The sequence below is a fragment of the Mycobacterium europaeum genome, from assembly GCF_002102155.1.
GTDB classification, from domain to species: domain Bacteria; phylum Actinomycetota; class Actinomycetes; order Mycobacteriales; family Mycobacteriaceae; genus Mycobacterium; species Mycobacterium europaeum.
In genome coordinates this window covers 1-18,819 of sequence record NZ_LQOU01000051.1, presented here as the reverse complement: position 1 = coordinate 18,819, position 18,819 = coordinate 1, and the positions used below count along the sequence as shown (strand labels likewise).

The following is an 18,819-nucleotide window of genomic DNA, read 5'->3' as shown; positions in this document are numbered from 1 at the left end:
AAGCACCGAGCACTAAGTCTAAGAGCCAGAAAGAGAACCATCGCTGTGCCGGTTGAAATTGATTCCACCGCCGAGCAAGACGAGGCCACGGTCACCGAGGAGACGACTGACCAGGCCGCAAGCGCGCCAAATGACCCTCGGACGACCGGTGATGCCCAAGGCATCAGCGCAATACAAGACATTCTTGCGTCAGAGGAAGCGTCTTCCGAGGATGCGGACACTGAAACCGAGGAGCCGAAAGACGTTGAGCTCCCGGTGCGTAGGCGCAGAGTTAAATGGTCTGGGGTGTTGGCCTTCGGAGTGCTGCCCGTGCTGGCCTTGCTAGTCGCGGCGGCCGCTGGATTCCTGAAGTGGCAAGACGGGTGGATCCGCAACTCTGGAACCGCCGCGATCGAGTCGGTTGCAGCGGCCAAGGAATCCACCATCTCGCTGTTGTCTTACCAGCCCGACAGCGTGGAAAAGGATTTGGGGGCCGCCCGTAGCCGATTGACCGGCAAGTTTCGGGACTCTTACACAGACTTGGTCCGCGACGTGGTGATACCCGGCGCCAAGAAGGACCACATCTCGGCGATCGCCACCGTGCCCGCTGCCGCCTCGGTGTCGGCGACACCAAACCACGCGGTCGCTCTGGTGTATGTCGACCAGGTTGTGACCGTTGGCAATGATGCGCCTACCGACACCGCATCCACCGTCCGGGTGACATTGGACAGGGTCGGCAGCCGATGGCTGATCTCATCGTTCGATCCGATCTAATTTAAGGCTAATTCGAATACCGCAGCTGTAGATCGGGATCATTGTTGTTCGCGGCATCGATGGCAGGCAGGATAGGCGTCCTCGGTATTGGTGTCGTCGATGCCGTCGTGACCAGGCCAGCAGATGGATATCCAGAAGCAGATGATCGACTGGTGGGGTCCGATCATTGACGGGTGTTACGCCTTATCTCCAGCGGCGGGCGCGGTCGATCTCGTTCGAGGCGCCGCTGGCAGGTCCCCGATGCCGGCAATCTGTGCCAGGGCGAGCTGGTCAAGAAGTACGGTGGCGTTTAGAACGCTGACCGGTGCAGGCCGCCATCGACTTCGATCCAGCTGCCGGTGATATAGCCTGCAGGCTCGGAACAGAGATAGGCGATAAGCGAGGCGATCTCATGCGGCTTGCCCATCCGCGCCGCTGGCACTCGGGCCTGGGTCAGCATGTACTCGCGTCGTTGCTCATCGGTGCCGGCCCCCAGATTCTTATCGATGTAGGCGATCGCGTTGTCGGTTTCGATCCAGCCCGGCGCAACGGTATTCACCGTAATGCCGTAGCGGGCATATTCGTCGGACACTGTCTTGAGCAGCCCGATCGTCGATGGGCGACTGGTGTTGGCGACCGCGTGATGGATGTTGCCGGCCGGCTCCTTCGCGGTAGCCGAACCGACGTGGACGAACCGCCCCCATCCAGCGTCGCGCATACCAGGTAGCACGGCCCGGAGAAGGAAGATCTGGCTCATCGTGTGCAGTTCAAATGACTCGCGGTAACAGTTCACGTCGGTGATGTCGCCGAAATCGCCGGGCCGCTGGTACTTGGCCTGACCCACGACGATCAGCGGTGGCCCCCACTGTGATCGAACCTGGCGGACCGCATCGTCCATCTCGTCCTGGTGACTGACGTCGGCCACGAGGCCCATTGCGGCGCCGCCCTGCGCGCGGATCACATCGACCGCAGCGTCGATGTCGGATTCGGTGCGGGCGAGTACCGCTACTCGACAGCTCTCGGCAGCAAGAATTTTCGCGACCTCAAAGCCGATGCCCTTGCTTCCGCCGACGACCAGCGCGGTTTTGCCGGTGATGCGGTAGTCCACGTCTGCTCCTCGATAAACCGGGATAAGCTAGCGCCGCACGTCCATACCTGCGTCCACCTTGAGCAGGCTTCCGGTGAACGACCGCCCAGCGTCGGAGATCAAGAACAGGATCGCGTTGCTGACGTCCTTGGGCTCGATCATGGGAAGGTCCGGCAGCGCCGTCTGCATTGCGCTGACCAGGTGAGGGTTGTCCTCGATGACCTTGAACAGGGCTGGGTTCTCGGTGATCATGGGCGTCGCGCAGTTCGTCGGAGCGACCGCGTTGACCCGGATACGCGCCGGTGCAAGCATATTCGCGTATGCGCGGACGAGGCCGGTGATCGCTAGCTTGGACATCAGATAGGCGTCAGAGCCGCCGCGGCCGTCGGTGAGATCCAGCAGGGCAGCCATCGAGCTGGTGGCTACGAGGTTGCCGCCTTGGCCGCGTTCTTTGAGGTGGGGGATCGCGACCTGGAACGCGTTCCAGACGCCGATCAGCATGATGTCGATGCCGACACGAAGCGCTTCGGAGGCGTCGCTTTCGTCGGGGTTGGTCAGGATCACTCCGGCGTTCGCGATTACGGTGTCGATGTGGCCGAAGTGCTGCACACCCGCGTCGAACGCCTCTTGCAGAGCGGCCTTGTCGCGGACGTCGGCGGTACGGAACAACATCTCCCGCCCGGTCTTCTCGACCAAGCGTGCGGTCTCCTCCAATTCGTTGGCCGTTCCCAGCCTGTAGGGCACCACGTCGAGGTCTTTACAGATGTCGACACCGACGATGTTCGCGCCCGCCTCTGCGCACATCACCGCGTGCGAACGGCCCTGGCCGCGTGCGGCACCGGTAATGAATACGACCCGACCATCAAGTACCGCCATACCCGTTCCTCTCGCCGATTATTGATGATGGGGGGCACGGCGCCCAGGCGCGTAAGATCAAATGGGGTCAGCCGTCCCACGAATGGGATGCTACGCCAAGCATTTAGAATCATCAAACTAGTTGTATAATTCACGATTAGCTGGCAAGTGACGGCCTGAGCGGAAGGTCCAGTCGAGCTGTCTGTGACATTCGACTGTCATCATTGGGCGGTCGTCAATGCGCCAAACGAGGCGTGAGCAGTGACAGATCTGGAGTGTCCCCGCGTTATCGGCAACGTCGAGCCGACCGTTAGTACAGCCTACGAGGGTCAAAACCATTCGGCCAGTGCTGTTTTGCTCGAGCATCGGGGTTATCTGTTTTGTCTTAGCCACGTACGTCTACACAGCCTGGATCGTTTCCGACGCCGCGCCGGTTGAATCCGGCCCCGATCCGATCCTGGCGGACACGCGACTCACCCCTGCGGCCTTCAAATCTACCTTGCGCGGTCCGGATTGACGGTGCGTTGACTGTGACAGTCGACTGTCATAATGTGACCTCGACGCGCTGGACCAGCCCACTCAGAAAGGCGTGACCCGTGGCCGAGAACCTTTTTCTTGTGCTCACCAACCCTGTGCAGGGCCAAGACGAGGCCTTCAACACCTGGTACGACACCCAGCATGTGCCCGAGGTTCTCGACGTGCCCGGCGTGGTGGCCGCGCAGCGCTACGACCTCTCCGAGGTCACCGTCCCCGAGGACGAGGACCTCCCGGCGCAGTTGCCGCCGCCGACCCACCGCTACCTGGTGATCTACGAACTGGACCGCGACCCTGACACCGTAATGTCAGAGTTCCTGAAACGCGTCATGGCAGGCAAGCTGTCGCTGCACGAGACGCTGGACCTCACCACCATCTCGCTCACGGGCTGGAAACCTCGGGGCGAACGTCGGGTTGCTGATCAATAGTGGGTGACCTGTTGGCCATCATGCACGCCCAGCGCGCCTGCCGGCGATTCAACCCCAACGCCGATGTGCCCGACTCCGATATCGAGCAGATCCTGCAGGCCGCGGTGCACGCCCCCAGCGCCGAGAACACGCAGCCCTGGGCATTCGTGGTGGTCCGCGACCAGAAGACGCGGTCGCTGCCCGCCGAGTGGTGGACCGAGACGTGGAACGCCGGCGGGGGCGACTTTATCCGGAGCAGCCGCGACGATAAGGCGCTGATCGCCGACCTCGAATACGGCTTCAACCGGGGAGGATTCGCAGCGGCCCCGGTCGTCGTCGCCGTCTGCGTGGACACCGAACGCGTTGCCGCGATCTACGCGCCGTCGTCGATCTACCCGGCCGTGCAGAACCTGCTGCTGGCCGCGGCGGACCTGGGCTACGGTTCCTGCTTGACCACCGGACTGACGACGTTCGGCGTCGACCGCGTCCGCGAACTGCTGGGACTGCCGGGCACCCTGCTGCCGATGGCGGCTGTCTACCTCGGCGCGCTTGCGAAAAAGCTGTCACCACCGCGTCGCCGGCCCGCGGCCTCGGTGACGTTCCGAGAGCGGTACGGCAACACCTGGTGACGACCGAGTGACGAGAATCGAGCGCTGCCAATGCCTTTGGCGATAACCGAAGATCACCGCGCGCTGGCCGACGTGGCGAAGGCGATGGTGGCCGGGCGCGCGGGGACGGAGTGCGCCCGCCGCATCCTGCTCGACGCCCCGGCTGGCGGCCGTTGGTGGCTCGATGACGGGTTGTGGAAAGAGATCGTTTCCACCGGCTGGCTGGGCCTGCACATCGAGGAGCGATTCGGCGGCCAGGGCTATGGGCTGCCCGAGCTGACCATTGTCCTGGAGCAACTTGGCCGCGCGGCGATCGGCGGACCGTGCCTGCCGACGGTGATCGTGTCGTCGGTGATCGCCGAGGCCGGCACCGAAGAGCAGCGCGAGCGGTGGCTACCGCGCCTGGTGTCCGGTGAGCTGGTGGCAGGCATCGGCACGAGCAGCGACGCGGTCCGAACGGATTCTGCGATCTCGGCCGACGCCGTCGCCGCCCTGGCCGAACCCGACGCCGATGTCTTCCTCGTCCCGGTGGGAGACGACCTGATACTGGTCGAGGCCGGAGAATTCGTCACTGCTCGCCGCACCGACTCCGTGGATCTGTTGATGCGGCCGGTTACCATCCTGAGGTTGTCGTCGGCGCCCATCGCCGATGTGTTCCCGGGCGCCGCCGGGGCGGCGACCCGGATGGTGCGCCTGCTCGCCGCCGCAGAGGCCGTCGGCGGCCTGGCGGCGTGCACCGAGATGGCGACGACCTATGCGGCCGCGCGCGAGCAGTTCGGCCGGCCGATCGGCTCGTTCCAGGCCGTCAAGCATCACTGTGCGAACATGCTGGTCGACACGGAGTTGGCGGTGGCAGTCACATGGGATGCCGCCCGGGCGTGCGGGCCGGAAGCCGAGCTGGCCGCCACAATGGCGGCCGGTCACGTGCTGCCCGCCTACCAGCGGGTGGCGCTGCAGAACATACAGGTGCACGGCGGCATCGGCTACACGTGGGAGCACGACGCGCACCTCTACGTCCGGCGGGCGACGGTGTTGGTGACCTTTGTCGGTGGGCCGGAGGCGTTGCGCGACAAAGTTATCGAACTGCAGAGCCGAGGGCTGCGGCGGCGTCACACCGTGGACCTGCCACCTGAGGCCGAGCAGTACCGGCGGGCCGCAGAGGAATTCCGTGACGAGCTTAGGCGAACCGACGCCGCCGAAAAGCCCAAGCTGTGGGCCCGCAGCGGTTACCTGGTCCCGCACTGGCCCCAGCCGTATGGACGGGCCGCCGATTCCGCGGAGCAACTGGTGATCGAGGAGGTGCTCGGCGGCCTCGACAAGACGGACCTGGGACTCGGCGGATGGGTGGTGCCCACGCTGCTGCAGCACGGCAGCGCTGAGCAGGTCGAGCGCCTGATCTGGCCGAGCCTGGAAGGCGAGCTGCGGTGGTGCCAGTTGTTCAGCGAGCCCGGTGCCGGTTCGGATGCCGCCGCAGTCGCGACGAAGGCCGCGCGGGTCGACAACGGCTGGCGGGTGACTGGCCAGAAGGTGTGGACCAGTGACGCGATGAACTGCCAGCGCGGGCTGGCCACCGTACGCACCGATCCGAACGTGCCCAAGCATCAAGGCATCACGGCCATGATCATCGACCTCGCCGCACCGGGCATCCGGATCCGCCCACTCAAGGAGGCCACCGGCGAGACGTTGTTCAACGAAGTGTTCTTCGACGACGTCTTCGTGCCCGACCGTGACGTGGTCGGCGCCGTCAACGCCGGTTGGAGTGTGGCGATGGCAACGTTCGGCAACGAACGGGTGTCCATCGGCGGTGGTTCGGTGACCATCGGGCCGATGCGTTGGTCGATCTGTTGGCGCGTCACCGCGCCGGCGACCAGGGCCTGGCGCGAGAGGTCGGAGCACTGCTCATCGAGGCGTATTCGGTCGCGGCCCTTAACCTTCGGCAGGCTGCACGGGCCGTCTTCGATACCGGCCCCGGGATAGAGGGCAACATCGCCAAGCTTTTCGGTGCCGAACATGCCCAACGCGTTGCGGAACTGGCGCTTCGCATCGCCGTCCGGGCCGTTCTCACCGGCGCTGAGGGCAACATCCCGCACGACTATTTGTTTAGCCGGTGCCTGACGATCGCGGGCGGAACATCGGAGATCCTGCGCAACCTGATCGCCGAACGCATTCTCGGTCTGCCGCGCGAACCGAAGTAGATCGGAGGATCTGATGACCTGTGCCATCGCCGGGATCGGACGCACCACCTACACCCGCAAGTCCGGCCGTACCACCCGGGGCATGGCCGTGGCCGCATGCCGGGAGGCGATTGCCGACGCCGGCCTGGCACCGGCCGACATCGACGGGATCTGTACCTACATGGTCAACGATTCCGAGCAGCCGATCTTCGTCGGATGGGCTCTCGGGATCGAAGAATTAGCCTGGGCCAACGCCATGTACGGCGGCGGTAACCTGGTGGCCGACCAGATCGCTACCGCCGCAGCTGTGATCGAGGCGGGCATGTGCCAAGCTGTGCTCGTCTATCGATCGCTCAACGGCCGCTCGGGATACCGTTTCGGCCACATCGAGGGGCCGCTGCAGGCGCGGTACGACGACCAATTCGACACCGTCTCGGGGTTCATGGTGCCGCCGCAGTGGTTCGCCATGTGGGCCCGCCGACACCAGCACGAGTATGGCTCGACGTGCGAGGACCTCGGCCAGATCGTGATCACGCAACGCAAACACGCCGGCCCAAACGAACACGCGCTGCGCCGCGAACCACTCACCATGGACGACTATCTGGGCGCTCGCTGGATCAACGAACCGTTCCGGGTGCTGGACTGTACGTCCGAAGTCGACGGTGCGGTGGCGATCTTGATCACTCGCGAGGACGTGGCGCGCAGCGCCAAGCAGCCACCGGTGTGGCTGGTCGGATCGTCGAACTCTCAAAGCGGGGCAGGCTGGACGGAATGGGACGATCCCACCGAAATGTATGCACGCACAGCCGGTCCGAAGATTTGGGACAAGACCGGACTGAGTCCATCGGACATGGACGTCGCGTGCGTGTACGACTGCTTCAGCTACACGGTAATGGCGACGATGGAGGGCTACGGCTTCTGCGAGAAAGGTGAAGTCGGGAAGTTCTTCTCCACCGGGCGCGCGACCTACGGCGGCGACGTGGTGGTCAACCCGCACGGCGGCCTACTGTCCGAGGGCTATATCCATGGGCTGAACCACCATTACGAGGCGGCGCTGCAACTGCGCCACGCCGCGGGCGTGCGCCAGGTCGACAATGCGCAACTCGCGCTGGTCACCGCCGGCGGCGGGCCCTTCGGCGGGGCGAACGTCTACAGCAAGGAGCACCCGTGAAGAATCCCGCGCTGGCGGCGCCTGTTCCGGTGCCCGACCCTGACTCGGCGCCTTTCTGGGAAGGTCTGAGAAACGGGAAGTTGATCCTGTGCCGCTGCAACGACACAGGGAAGTGGATACATCCGCCATTGGAACGCAGCCGGTACACGGGTGGTCCCGTGCATTTCGAGGAGGTCAGCGGTGACGGCACGATCTTCAGCTATATCGTCGTCCGCCAGGCCCTTGTCCCGGGCCGTGTGCCGCCTTACGTCGTTGGGCTCGTCGAATTGGCCGAGCAGCCGGGCCTCCGGATCAACGCCGTCATCGATGCCGATCCGGCCGATGTCCGGATCGGCGAGCCGGTAGAGCTGCGCGTCGCCGATCTCGGGGAAACCGGTTACCGCATACCCGAATTCGTTATCAAGTAGCCAGCATAGGGAGCAGCGCATGGGCAGAATGGACGGTCGCGTCGCCTTTATCACCGGCGCAGGCAAGGGCCAGGGCCGATCCCACGCGGTGCGATTGGCCGAGGAGGGGGCTGACATCGTCGGTGTCGATATCTGTCGCCAACTCGACGGCGTGCTGTATGCGATGGCCACACCGGAAGACCTCGACGAGACTGTCAACCTGGTGGAGAAAACCGGTCGGCGGATGATCGCCCGCCAGGCTGACGTCCGCGACCGCAAAGCGCTGCAGGCCGCCTTCGACGACGGCGTAGCGGAATTCGGCTACATCGATACTGTGGTTGCCAATGCGGGGATCCTGTTGAACCGGGTGGACGAACCCGATCCCGAGGCGGCGTGGGAACTCGGCATTGGCGTGCTGCTCACCGGTGTCTGGAATACCCTTCAGATCGCCAGCGCCCACATGCTGAAGTCCGACCGTGGCGGCGCCATCGTGGCCACCAGTTCGATGGCGGGTCTGAAGGCCCTCACCGACGGCAGCGGCGGCGCGGATGCCTACGCCGCGGCCAAGATCGGCGTCACCGGACTGGTGCGGGCCTACGCCCAGCGCCTGGCAACAAAGAACATCCGCGTCATGGCGATCGCGCCGACCGGGGTCAACACCTCCATGATCATGGAGAACCCGGCACTGTTCGAGGTGATCGCCCAGCACGAACATCTAGCCAAGGCGATGGCCAATGCCCTGCCGGTCACGGTGATCGAACCGGCCGACGTCTCCGAAACCGTGTTGTTCCTGGTGTCGGACAGTGGCCGGTACTACACCGGCACAACGCTAATGCTCGACGCCGGCATGAATATGACCTGAGGCGGGCTAGTGCTGGTCTGGCGCCGCAGGATCAGCTCAACAGCTTGCCGGTGCCCAGGTCCAAATAGGCCTCGGCGAAGCGGCTAAGCACCGCGTTGACGACCTCGACCGAATACATCTGGTCGGGCGCGATCGCCCACATGCAGAAGCCCCAGGCGGGGCTCTGGCGAAACGCGGCCCACATCGCTTCGCGGTCGGGTACCGAGGTGACACCGGCGTCGAGCAGCCGGCCGCGGTAATTGTCCAGCAGCTCGCGCTCGTGGGCCCGCCGAAGCTCCGGCGACAGCGCGCCGATCAACGCATAGCCGACGTCGTGTGACCACGAGCCGCGCCGAACCAGCTGCCAGTCAAGGACGCCCATTTGGCCGTTGGGCAACGCATACGTGTTGCGTGGATGTGGGTCGCCGTGCAGCAGCGTGATCGGATCGCGGGCCACCCGCTCCTGGAGTCTCCAGAACGCCGCCTCCATTCCGTCCATGTCGGTGCCTGCGGCATCGAGCAGCGCCTTCTTGTACGGGGCCTCGATGAGGGCGCGGATAATCGCAAACCCGTTGTCGCGCAGGAAGTCTGCGAACCCGCCGGTGACGGGATGCTGCAGCCAGGACAGGTCGCCGCCGTCGGCCAGCCGCGGGCTGCCCCAGAACGGGGCATGCACTCGGCTCAACGTTGCCAGCAGCGCGTCGACCTGCTCGACGGAAAGCCCGGCTACCGCGTCGGGGACCTGCGCGCCGCGCAAGGTGATGTCCTCGCCGATGATGAGAAACTGCGATGGACCGTCCAGATGCTCGGCGAAGTATGTCGTCATGGTCTCGACGTCCAGGTCCGGACGAAGGTCACGGTAGAACCTGGTCTCGTCGTCGTACAGCACGGTCCCGCCACCCCCTTCGGACAGCGATTCGTCGAAGGCCTCCGGCAGTTCGTGTACCGTGCTCAATTGCGTTTTGACGAAGAGCCGCTGCGGAAGCCGGGTATTTGGATCCGCATAGTTCACATCGAAGTGCAAGTGCGAAGTGGTGCCCTGCCAGGTGTGCCCCACCGTGACGCCGGTTACCGCCACGTCAGGGTCGTGTCGGCGCAAAAGCGACGTCAAAACATCGGGCGTCACGTCATCGGCTGACTGAAGCATGACTCGCAGGGCTTGGCCGGTCATCTCAATCCTCATCGTCGACCTTAAGAATGACAGTCGACTGTCACGTTATCACCGAAGCATAGGTAAGGAGCCGATTTGGCACCTGCTTAGAACGGTTGACTAGGCGTTGACACGTAATTGGGTATGGGTCTTGAGGGTCAAGAGTCCACTGATGGTTTGGACGCTGTAGTTGATGGCGTCGCCGCAGCGGCGGCGTTCGCGGAGCATTTGTCAGTCTTCGAGCCGGCGATGACGTGTTCGACGCGGGCTCTGATGCGGCGATAAGTGTGGTAGAGGTCATTGCGGATGATGCGGCCGGTCTTGTCGCGCCGCGGCGAAGTGATCGACTTGATGCCGCGGTAGCCGCCGTCGCCGAGGACGACACAGCCGTCAAGAAGCTGTGCCACAGTGTGTGAAGGGCAAGCACAACGTCGTTGCGGTTACCGGGCCAGCAGCGGTCAACGACAACGACCCGGTGGGCTTGGGCGCAGGTGAATTCGCCTTGCTTGACGAGCAGATCGTCGCAAATCGATGCTGAACGGGGAAACGATCGGACCCAACGGTGCGCTGCGGATGGCGCCCCGCTAACCGCGGTGAAGGTCAGCTGGCCTTCGCGCGTGGTCGCCGCTTGGCTCGCTTTGTGGTCGCAGTCGGCGGCACGACGCGAAACAACGCCGTGATCATGGTGGGCACCTCGTCGGAGCGGTCACCGGGCAGGAACAGCATCGACATGACGCTGCGCAAGAACAGCTCACCGAGTTGGCGCTTCGTCAACGCCCCACTGAGTACCAGCGGCGATTCGTCGGCGGCCGGACCCAACGCCGCGGTGACCGCGTCGACGAGTTTCGGGAATGTCTCGCGAATAAACCACAACGTGAAATCGGGTGCTACATCGAGCATCCGGACGAAATTCCCACCGGCGGCGCGGTTGGCGATGATGGTGTCCAACACCACCTGGACACGGGCGGCGGGGTCGGGGTTGGCCTCGATCGCAGCCGCAAACGCGTCGGCGACACCGTCTTCGAAATACCGGCCCAGCGTGGCCAATACATCGTCTTTGCTGGTGAAGTAGCGGTAGAAGGTGCCGCGGGCTACACCAGAGGATTCGCAGATGTCACTCACCGAAAGCTTGTGTATCCCTTGCCGGGTGATCGCCTTCATCGTGCCGGCCACGATTTTCTCGACGGTCTTCTCCGACCGCTGATCACTTCCAGCCATGTGTCATTTCACCTCGTTAGCAAGCCACTCAGCCACGGAATGGCGCCACGATTGCTGCGTCTTTGTGACCGACTGGAACAACCTGATCACTTGATGTGCTACTTGTCTAAGTATGGCTCATGCCGCATCAATATCCGGGACCGGCGCGCGCCGATGTGAGCAAACCCACGTTCACCGCGTCACCCGTCTCACCTGTGCAGGCAGGAATGGCAGCCTCAGGTCACTCGCTCTCCCACGGTACTTGCGGAGTAGCCCGATACCCTCGATTTCCGTCTCGGCGACATCGCCAGGTTGCAGGAATCGGCCGTCCTCACGGCCGACACCGGCGGTCGTCCCGGTGAAGAGCAGGTCACCGCAACGCAACTCGACGCGCTCATTGACACAGCTGATCAGTTCGGGCAAGGACCCGCCAATAGTGTGTTGGTCCACACCGCCGATCAACAACGCCAACGCGTCCGCGTTGGTGGTGAGTAGTGCCGGCGCCGCACAGCCGCCCGCGACGTCGAGGGCGGTCAAAATACTCTGCGGTAGCGACCGCCTTGCCGATCAGCTCCCGGCCCGTGACGGACCCGAACGCGTCGGCCACGGCCGGCCAGTCGCTGCCGGCATGGACGTCGCTGATCCGTTCCAGCCACCTCATGCGCGTTCCGGGAGGGATCAAGCACGACTGATCCAGCCCGGTCATACGTCAGCCCACACCCGGAGGCAGACCCAGATCCGTTGTCAAACCTCGGAATCCCAGCTTGTCACCGAGGATGTGAAGCTGCCGCCGAGCTTGGCAACGATCCACGGTGGGAGGCGCTTTGGCATTGGCGTCGGCACTATGCGGGCGCCGCGTTCCTTCAGCAGAGCTTCGTAGGCCGTGGTGTCCCCGTTGAACGGCGGCCCCTCACCAGCGATGAATCCGTATAACTCACAGCCTTCCGGGCCGGCCTCCCATGGGCCGAATACATCGCCCCACTCAAGCATGATGTGAGTGCCTGGCCCGCAGACCACGTCACCGCAGCGAAGCTCACCCGACAGGATGAAGTTGCTGTGATCGCCGGTGTGGCCATGTCGGGGTGAGATGGCTCCCGGATCCCACTTGTTCCAGAACGCGAAATATCGCGGCGACATCTCGATCCACTTCTCCCAGATCGACGCCGTGCGACCGTCGTCGAATTCGTACCGCAGCATCTCCTCGGCCGGAACGTCGTCGAGGTGTTTGATCGACGGACCACCCCTCATAGCCGCACCACCTTTCATGCCGCGCGGGCTGCACAGATCGTCCGGTCGTGACACAATCTGTCAAGAATGTTATCGGAGGGGCGGATTCGGCCCGGTATCCGATGGGATGCGCCTGATGAACATCGTCGTCGGCTACGAGGGTGAACTCGGACTGTTTTTCACCGCCGACCGCGACGCGCTCCCCGATCCGTGCACTACAAGCAGTGCATACGCGACGCATTCAACAGCTTGCGCGATGTGGCGCGCTCACATCAACCAGTCCGGTCAGTCCGCAAACACCCGAAGGGGACCTCATGACAACACGCCAGCCGGCAGTTCCCGGGCGGCCGGCCGTCGGGTACATGCGTCTGCGACGGCAACTGCTGGAGCTCAGGGCTCCAATGGAGGCGGCGGCTTATGTCCTCACGCGGTCGATTCTGACGAGGCTGCACTCTGCGGGCGAGCCACACGCGGTTCTCGTGTTGCCCGGCGGCATGGGCGGCGACGGATCCACAGCCCACCTGCGGTGGGGTGTTAGCGGGCAAGGGTATTCGGTTCACGGCTGGAACCAGGGCCGCAACCTCGGACTCGACCAGACGCAGTTGGCGGGCCTGCGGGGCCGGGTCGACGACTTGTACGCCCTGCACGACACACCCATCACCGTCCTCGGCTGGAGTCTGGGTGGTATCTACGCCCGCATGCTCGCCCGGGAGCGGCCCGAACGAATACGTCAGGTGATCACGCTCGGCAGCCCATTCCGGATGCTCGCCCACGACCAGTTCGCGCACATACCCTTTGGGCGCCAAAACTGGGAGCGATTCGTTGCACGGCACTGCGCAGAGCTTGACCTGTTGACGGTGCAGGAGCACGAACGTCCCCCACTGACGGTGCCCGCGACGGCGGTGTACAGCCGCAACGACGGCTTCGCCCCCTGGCACTTGAGCATCGATGAGACCGGCCCCAACGCCGGTAATCCGTGCGCCGAGAACGTCGAGGTCCGCAGCAGCCATATCGGCCTGGCGTCGAACCCCGCCGTGTTGGCCGTCATCCTTGACCGCCTCGCCCAACCCCTGGGTCAGTGGAGGCCGTTCAAGCCCATACTGGCCATGCGGCCGTTGTATCCGCCACCTGCGACCTGGATTCATCCGGATAAGCGGCAAACCCGCAAGACCAACAACGGTGACTGTTCCAGGCCAGTAGCCGCCGACCTGCGTAGACGGCCAACAGGCCGCAACAGCCGTCGTCCTGATATCCGGGCGCTTTGGCCCCAACTCGACACCAGCCATCGGCAAGCTCGGCGCAGGATGACGACTCTGGTCGGCTCCCTGGACGTCGGCCGCGCGCGGCTAACGCGGCTCTTTTTCGGGCGGAGCAGGGGATGTGTATGAGGGTTGGCAAGTTCCTACGTGGCCTGAGTATGTGTTGCGCAGGTTCCGGAGACACCCGTCACGGCAACAACGGCGGGGTATCGATTCCGAGTTCACCCAGCCGTGTGAAATAGCGCTCCAGATTGTGCATCTTCACTTCTTCGTACCCGCGGATCAGTTCGGGGGCGCGAGCAATGGCCACGGCCCTGCCGTAGTTCTCGGCGGTGAGCGACGACAAGAGTTCGAGGACAGTTGTCTCGTAATGTGCGGCGATTCGACGCTCCAGGCGTCGCATCCGCGTGTGACCGAACGGGTCGAGAACCGTGCCCCGGAGGAACTTGCCCTTCGCCAACAGCCGCAACATAAAGTGTGTGCGGGGCCCCAGGCTGATCTTCTTGCGGCGCCCGAGCGCCTTTAGCAGCGGCGGATGCAGCTTGTAGGTTAGCTTTCCCCCGCCTGGGACCTGACTTTGGACGAAGTGCCGGAAGTCGGGATCGGTCAGCATCCGCGCTACCTCGTACTCGTCCTTGTAGGCGAGAAGCTTGAAGAAGTACGTGACCACCGCCTCGGAGAGTTCGGTGCGATCAGTGACTCCGCGTTCCCGATTCCACACCTGCTCTACCACGTTGACCAACCGCGCCGCGGTGCCATTGCTTTGGTAGGCGACAAGCTCCGCGGTGCGGCGTGCCAATATGTCGCGGGTCGTGTCCATCACCGTGCACGAGTCGAGCAGGTGGCTGGGTATCTTGACGTCGCGTCGGGGCGGCCGTCCCGACGGGGCGGTGGCGCTCTGAAAGGCCTCGGGGTTGTCCACCGCGACGCGTCCCCACCGGAACGCGGTCTGATTGGCCTGCACGGCGACACCGTTGATGGCGATCGCGTCTTCGATCGCCCTGGCGCTGATGGGGATCGCGCCGAGCTGATAGGCGGCGCCGATAAGCAGGAAGTTGGCCGGTGTCGTGCTGCCGAACAGGTGCTCGGCGGCGCCGAGCGCGTCGAACGAAATCAGCGAGCGGGTGTGCACATCGAGCCGGGACAACAGGGCGTCGGTGGCCGGATAGCCTATGGCGCTGTTGTAAACCATGTCGCCGGTTGGGGTCTGACTGGTCGAAGCGACGGCGATCGTGCGGTCAGGACTGCCGTAGCCGACGTTCTCTGCGTCGACGGCGGTGAGAAGGTCAAACGCGAGAACGCAGTCGGCCGATGCCGGGCTGATGCGGTTGGACGACTCAACGGCCTCGTTGCTCAGCCGCAGGTGCGATGTCACCGGACCCGCCTTCTGGCTCAGGCCGGTCTGGTCGAGCCCTTCAACGTGTAATCCGTTGCGCAGAGCGGCCATCGCCAGCACTTGGTTGACGGTCACGATCCCGGTCCCGCCGATGCCGGCCAGAAAGATGTTGTAGGCACCGTTGATGTCGATTCGCTTCGGATCGCTGACCGTCGGTGGCGACGGAGCCTGCGGCGGCGCCGTTGCGGCGCGTGACCGCGGCAGTTCCACCGTCACGAACGACGGGCAGTTACCGTCTAGGCACGAGTAGTCCGTGTTGCAGGTGCTCTGGTCGATCTGCGTTTTTCGCCCCAGCTCCGTCTCGATCGGTTGCACCGACAGGCAATTGCTTTTCACGCCGCAGTCGCCACAGCCCTCGCAGACCGCCTCGTTGATCACGACGCGGGTCCTGCGCTCGGGCAACTTGCCGCGCTTGCGTTTGCGACGGGCCTCGGCCGCGCACTGCTGGTCGTAGATCAGCGCGGTGACCCCCTTGGTGTCCCGCAGGAGTCGCTGCGCCTCGTCGAGGCGGTCACGGTCCCAGACCAGAACGCCTTTGGCGAACGATGCACCCTTGTGCCGCTTGGGCTCATCGGCGCAGACGATCACCTTTCTGACACCGTCAGCGACGAGCTTGTGTGTCAGCTCGGGCACCGTCAGTCCGCCCTCGACCTCTTGTGCGCCGGTCATCGCGACCGCGGAGTTGTACAAGATCTTGTAGGTGATATTGACTCCTGCGGCTACGCAGGCCTGCACTGCCAGCTGGCCGGAATGGAAATACGTTCCGTCGCCGACGTTTTGGAAGATATGCTCGACATCGGTGAAGGGGGACTGGCCGATCCACTGCGCGCCCTCGCCGCCCATCTGGGTGAGCCCGGTGACCTGGGAGTCGGTGCGCGAGGACATCGTCACCAGGGTGTGACACCCGATACCGCCACCGGCCAACGAGCCTTCCGGGACGGCGGTGGAGCGGTTGTGCGGACAGCCCGAGCAGAAGTACGCGATGCGCTCGGTGGGCAGCACGGTCAACTCGAGGCTGGGCGGCGGCGGAGCGGCCAGGGCCACTCGTCTCTTGAGAACCGTGCGTAGCGGGCCGGTCAAACGGGCGGCGGTCAATTGGCCGTTCGGCGGAATCAGGGCGCGTCCGTCGGGTCCGCGCTTACCCAGAACCTGCGGCGCGTCGCTGCGTCCATACAGGATGTCCTTTACCTGGAGCTCGACGAACGCGGTCTTGTCTTCGACGACGAGCACCTGCTCGACGCCACGGGCCAGACGGCGCACTTTGTCGGCGCCCAGCGGGTAGGGCATGCCGACCCGCAGGATCCGAATTCCGTTGCGCGCGACGTCGTCTTCGGTCAGGTCCAGGGCGGAAAGGGCTTCGCGGACCGAGTCGTACGCGGTGCCGACGGCCACGATTCCGAGCCACGCATGAGCCGGATCCACCTCGATGGTGTCGATCTCGTTGGCGGCGTTGAAGGCCTCGACCATCGCCCATCGGGGCCCATATAGATCGGCCTCGGCCAGCACACTGTCGGGTGGTGCGGCAGGTATGTGCTGCCGATACGACCACGGCCGGCCTTCCCACTCGATCGACGGAACCGTGATGCCGAAGTCGGTGAAATCGCTGTCCAGAGTCCAGACGCCGTCGGCGACGTCGGCCACGACCTTTAGCGCGGGCCAGCATCCCGATGCGCGGGACAACGCGACGCCGTAGAGGCCGAATGCAACGATCTCTTCGGCATTGCGGGGAAAGAAGATGGGCATGGACAGCGCCGCCAGCGAGCGTTCACTCGCCACGGGGACGCTGGACGATTTCGCCGCCGGGTCGTCGCCGACCAGGGCTAGCGCTCCGCCGCCCGGGTTCGCGCCGTACATGACAGCGTGGCGCAGTGCATCGCTGGCACGGTCCAGACCGGGACCCTTGCCGTACCAGACGCCGACGACGCCGTCGTAGGAGCGGGTACCGGTGGGCAGTTCGAGCTGGCTTCCCCACACCGATGTGGCGGCGAGCTCTTCATTCACACCAGGGACCAGGCGCACGTCGTGTTCCGACGCCAGTTCGGGCAGGCTCGCCAGCAGTTGGTCAAGCCCGGCTAGTGGGCTGCCCTGATAACCCGAGACAAAAGTGGCAACCCGCCGACCCGCGCGGGCATCGCGTTCGTGTTGCTCGACTACCTGCCGTGCTATGGCCTGGACACCGGTAAGTAGCACCGGACCGGAGCGCGGGCGATACCGGGCAGCGAGGGTCGAGTCGATGACCACCGACTCGGCGGTCTGCGTTGTCGTCATAGCGTTTCACCGCCCATCGGTTCAGTTGTCGCCACACAGCAGGTGACTCGGACGTATACATAACTGTGGCTCTGATGGATAATCGGGTCAACTAATCTCGTATCAACTATTCAGAATGGTCAGCCAGTGGGCTGCGTCACGTTTTGGGGTGAGTGAATTGGTCAGCATCGATCGACTTGATGCCGAGTTGCTCGAGACGCTTACTAGCGATGCGCGCGTGGGTGTGGTGGAGCTGGCATCGAAGCTAGGGATCTCCCGAAACACCGTGCAGTCGCGACTGAAGCGGATGGAAGAGGGCGGGTTACTCACCGGTTACCGACCCGAACTCGATCTGGCCCGGGCGGGGATATCGACCCAGGCATTCATTGGCCTCGAAATACAGCAGGGTCGACTCGCGTCGATCGTGGCCGCCCTTGCCGCTATGCCTCACGTGCTGGAGGTCCACGCCACGACTGGTCGCGAAGACTTCCTGGTCCGCGTCGCGACGCAGACGCAGGCCGAGTTGCAGGAGCTCATTGAGCAGATCCTGTTGATACCAGGGGTAGTTCACTCCACCACGACGTTGGCGTTGACCACGCCGTTGCCCTACCGGACGGTGCCGCTGCTCAAAGACGTCACAAGCGGCTCGGGCTGGGGACGTTCGACTCCTGCACAGAGGGCCGTAACTCCACGTCGACCAGCGGATGCGCGCACCGGCGGCAGCCTAGCCAACGGACGACTGGGTAAGGAACGGGGTGCCGACCGTCGACGTTGACATCAAACATCGCTGCGTTGCAGAAGTTGTCGCTGAACCCTTCTTTGGCTTGTGATCCCAGACATGGCCCACCTAGTAAGCGATTAGAAGAGAGTCCACGGTATTGCGGCGGTCGATTTGCCATCGGGCGTGTAGCGGCGGGATCAGGGCCTTGGACGTCGGCCCACTCCTTAGGAAATCGTTGAGTTGGGTACACATCGACATGCCGACCAGTTATTTCCGCACCTCGAAAATGCAACTCTCCCAACGCCATACCCGTGATGTGGGTGGCGCTGCCGACGGCGCCGGGGCATTCCTGCACGGTAGGATCCTGCACATGCGAGTCCAGGTCGACGCCGTTGTGCGAGTCCACAGGCGCACCAGGGGGCGACCCCCGTGATGGTTCGACGGATTGGGTTGGTGCCGCAGCACGGTACGAGGCTGAGCCCCTTTGGATTGCAAAGGTTCAGCAGATCACTCAGGGCGAGATCATGTTGACGAGCTAAGTGAAACGCCCTGACTCTGTCGGAGGCTCGGGTTATTGGATTCCGACCAGGGGTTGGTCGGTCCGTTGTGCATCGTAGAACGCGGCTTCGAACTCGGTCGGAGGAACGTCAGCGAGGTAGCTGTGGAGGCGGCTGGTGTTGTGCCAGTACACCCACCCCAGGGTGGCCAGCTCGACGTCCTCGACGGTTTTCCAGGGCCCGCTGTGGGCCGGTCCGTAGATCAGCTCGGACTTGTAGTAGCCGTTGACGGTCTCGGCCAGAGCGTTGTCGAAACTGTCCCCGATGGTG

General features: G+C 64.1%; 16 protein-coding genes and 2 pseudogenes. 9 read left to right on the top strand and 9 right to left on the bottom strand.

What is annotated here, in order from left to right; genetic code table 11:
* The first annotated feature begins 45 nt into the window (after positions 1 to 45).
* Positions 46 to 753: a hypothetical protein gene (locus tag AWC03_RS21975; RefSeq protein WP_085242817.1), complete on the top strand. Its 708-nt coding sequence runs from the start codon at positions 46 to 48 to the stop codon at positions 751 to 753.
* A gap of 289 nt (positions 754 to 1,042) precedes the next feature.
* Here AWC03_RS21975 and AWC03_RS21970 read toward each other — a convergent pair whose 3' ends face one another.
* Entirely contained in the window at positions 1,043 to 1,840 is a 798-nt protein-coding gene (locus AWC03_RS21970) for an SDR family oxidoreductase (RefSeq protein ID WP_085242816.1), read from the bottom strand.
* Between the two features lie 27 nt (positions 1,841 to 1,867).
* Complete coding sequence (locus AWC03_RS21965; protein ID WP_085242815.1) at positions 1,868 to 2,695, bottom strand: mycofactocin-coupled SDR family oxidoreductase; 828 nt, start codon at positions 2,693 to 2,695, stop codon at positions 1,868 to 1,870.
* A 575-nt stretch (positions 2,696 to 3,270) separates the two neighbouring features.
* Between AWC03_RS21965 and AWC03_RS21960 the strand changes: the two genes are divergently transcribed.
* From AWC03_RS21960 to AWC03_RS21935, 6 genes and pseudogenes are all read left to right on the top strand, one after another.
* A complete protein-coding gene (locus AWC03_RS21960) occupies positions 3,271 to 3,636 on the top strand; it encodes a DUF4286 family protein (protein WP_085242814.1) in 366 nt (121 codons plus the stop codon).
* A complete protein-coding gene (locus AWC03_RS21955; protein WP_085242813.1) occupies positions 3,636 to 4,244 on the top strand; it encodes a nitroreductase family protein in 609 nt (202 codons plus the stop codon). Before AWC03_RS21960 ends, AWC03_RS21955 begins: the two co-directional genes overlap by 1 nt.
* Before the next feature lie 30 nt (positions 4,245 to 4,274).
* Positions 4,275 to 6,418: pseudogene (locus AWC03_RS21950) on the top strand (acyl-CoA dehydrogenase).
* A gap of 13 nt (positions 6,419 to 6,431) precedes the next feature.
* Positions 6,432 to 7,568, top strand: coding sequence for a thiolase C-terminal domain-containing protein (locus AWC03_RS21945; protein WP_085242812.1), 1,137 nt, complete (start codon positions 6,432 to 6,434; stop codon positions 7,566 to 7,568).
* On the top strand, positions 7,565 to 7,975 hold the full coding sequence (locus AWC03_RS21940; RefSeq protein WP_085242811.1) for a Zn-ribbon domain-containing OB-fold protein: 411 nt from the start codon (positions 7,565 to 7,567) through the stop codon (positions 7,973 to 7,975). The genes AWC03_RS21945 and AWC03_RS21940 overlap by 4 nt, the downstream gene beginning before the upstream one ends.
* Positions 7,976 to 7,994: 19 nt before the next feature.
* The gene (locus AWC03_RS21935) at positions 7,995 to 8,816 is read left to right on the top strand and encodes a mycofactocin-coupled SDR family oxidoreductase (RefSeq protein WP_085242810.1); all 822 of its coding nucleotides are present in this window, start codon (positions 7,995 to 7,997) and stop codon (positions 8,814 to 8,816) included.
* A 31-nt stretch (positions 8,817 to 8,847) separates the two neighbouring features.
* On the opposite strand, the gene AWC03_RS21930 is transcribed toward AWC03_RS21935, so the two are convergent.
* The 5 genes from AWC03_RS21930 to AWC03_RS21915 all read right to left on the bottom strand — a co-directional run bounded on the left by AWC03_RS21930 (position 8,848) and on the right by AWC03_RS21915 (position 12,444).
* Entirely contained in the window at positions 8,848 to 9,966 is a 1,119-nt protein-coding gene (locus AWC03_RS21930) for a phosphotransferase (protein ID WP_085242809.1), read from the bottom strand.
* Between the two features lie 137 nt (positions 9,967 to 10,103).
* Positions 10,104 to 10,352, bottom strand: a complete 249-nt coding sequence (locus AWC03_RS27130) for a hypothetical protein (protein WP_142278475.1) — start codon at positions 10,350 to 10,352, stop codon at positions 10,104 to 10,106.
* Between the two features lie 193 nt (positions 10,353 to 10,545).
* On the bottom strand, positions 10,546 to 11,163 hold the full coding sequence (locus AWC03_RS21925) for a TetR/AcrR family transcriptional regulator (protein ID WP_085242808.1): 618 nt from the start codon (positions 11,161 to 11,163) through the stop codon (positions 10,546 to 10,548).
* A gap of 171 nt (positions 11,164 to 11,334) precedes the next feature.
* Entirely contained in the window at positions 11,335 to 11,679 is a 345-nt protein-coding gene (locus tag AWC03_RS21920) for a fumarylacetoacetate hydrolase family protein (RefSeq protein WP_249025938.1), read from the bottom strand.
* Positions 11,680 to 11,886: 207 nt separating this feature from the next.
* Positions 11,887 to 12,444 (bottom strand): cupin domain-containing protein, encoded by a 558-nt coding sequence (locus tag AWC03_RS21915; RefSeq protein WP_249025937.1) that lies wholly within the window; start codon positions 12,442 to 12,444, stop codon positions 11,887 to 11,889.
* A gap of 326 nt (positions 12,445 to 12,770) precedes the next feature.
* On the opposite strand from AWC03_RS21915, the gene AWC03_RS21910 reads away from it, so the two are divergent.
* Positions 12,771 to 13,757, top strand: coding sequence for an alpha/beta hydrolase (locus AWC03_RS21910; protein ID WP_249025936.1), 987 nt, complete (start codon positions 12,771 to 12,773; stop codon positions 13,755 to 13,757).
* 58 nt (positions 13,758 to 13,815) lie between these two features.
* Here AWC03_RS21910 and AWC03_RS21905 read toward each other — a convergent pair whose 3' ends face one another.
* Complete coding sequence (locus AWC03_RS21905) at positions 13,816 to 17,292, bottom strand: indolepyruvate ferredoxin oxidoreductase family protein (RefSeq protein WP_085242805.1); 3,477 nt, start codon at positions 17,290 to 17,292, stop codon at positions 13,816 to 13,818.
* A 157-nt stretch (positions 17,293 to 17,449) separates the two neighbouring features.
* On the opposite strand from AWC03_RS21905, the pseudogene AWC03_RS21900 reads away from it, so the two are divergent.
* A pseudogene (locus tag AWC03_RS21900) lies at positions 17,450 to 17,950 on the top strand (Lrp/AsnC family transcriptional regulator); the annotation flags it as partial.
* 613 nt (positions 17,951 to 18,563) lie between these two features.
* Here AWC03_RS21900 and AWC03_RS21895 read toward each other — a convergent pair.
* Positions 18,564 to 18,819 (bottom strand): integrase core domain-containing protein (locus tag AWC03_RS21895; protein ID WP_142278474.1); only part of this gene is annotated, 256 nt, incomplete at its 5' end.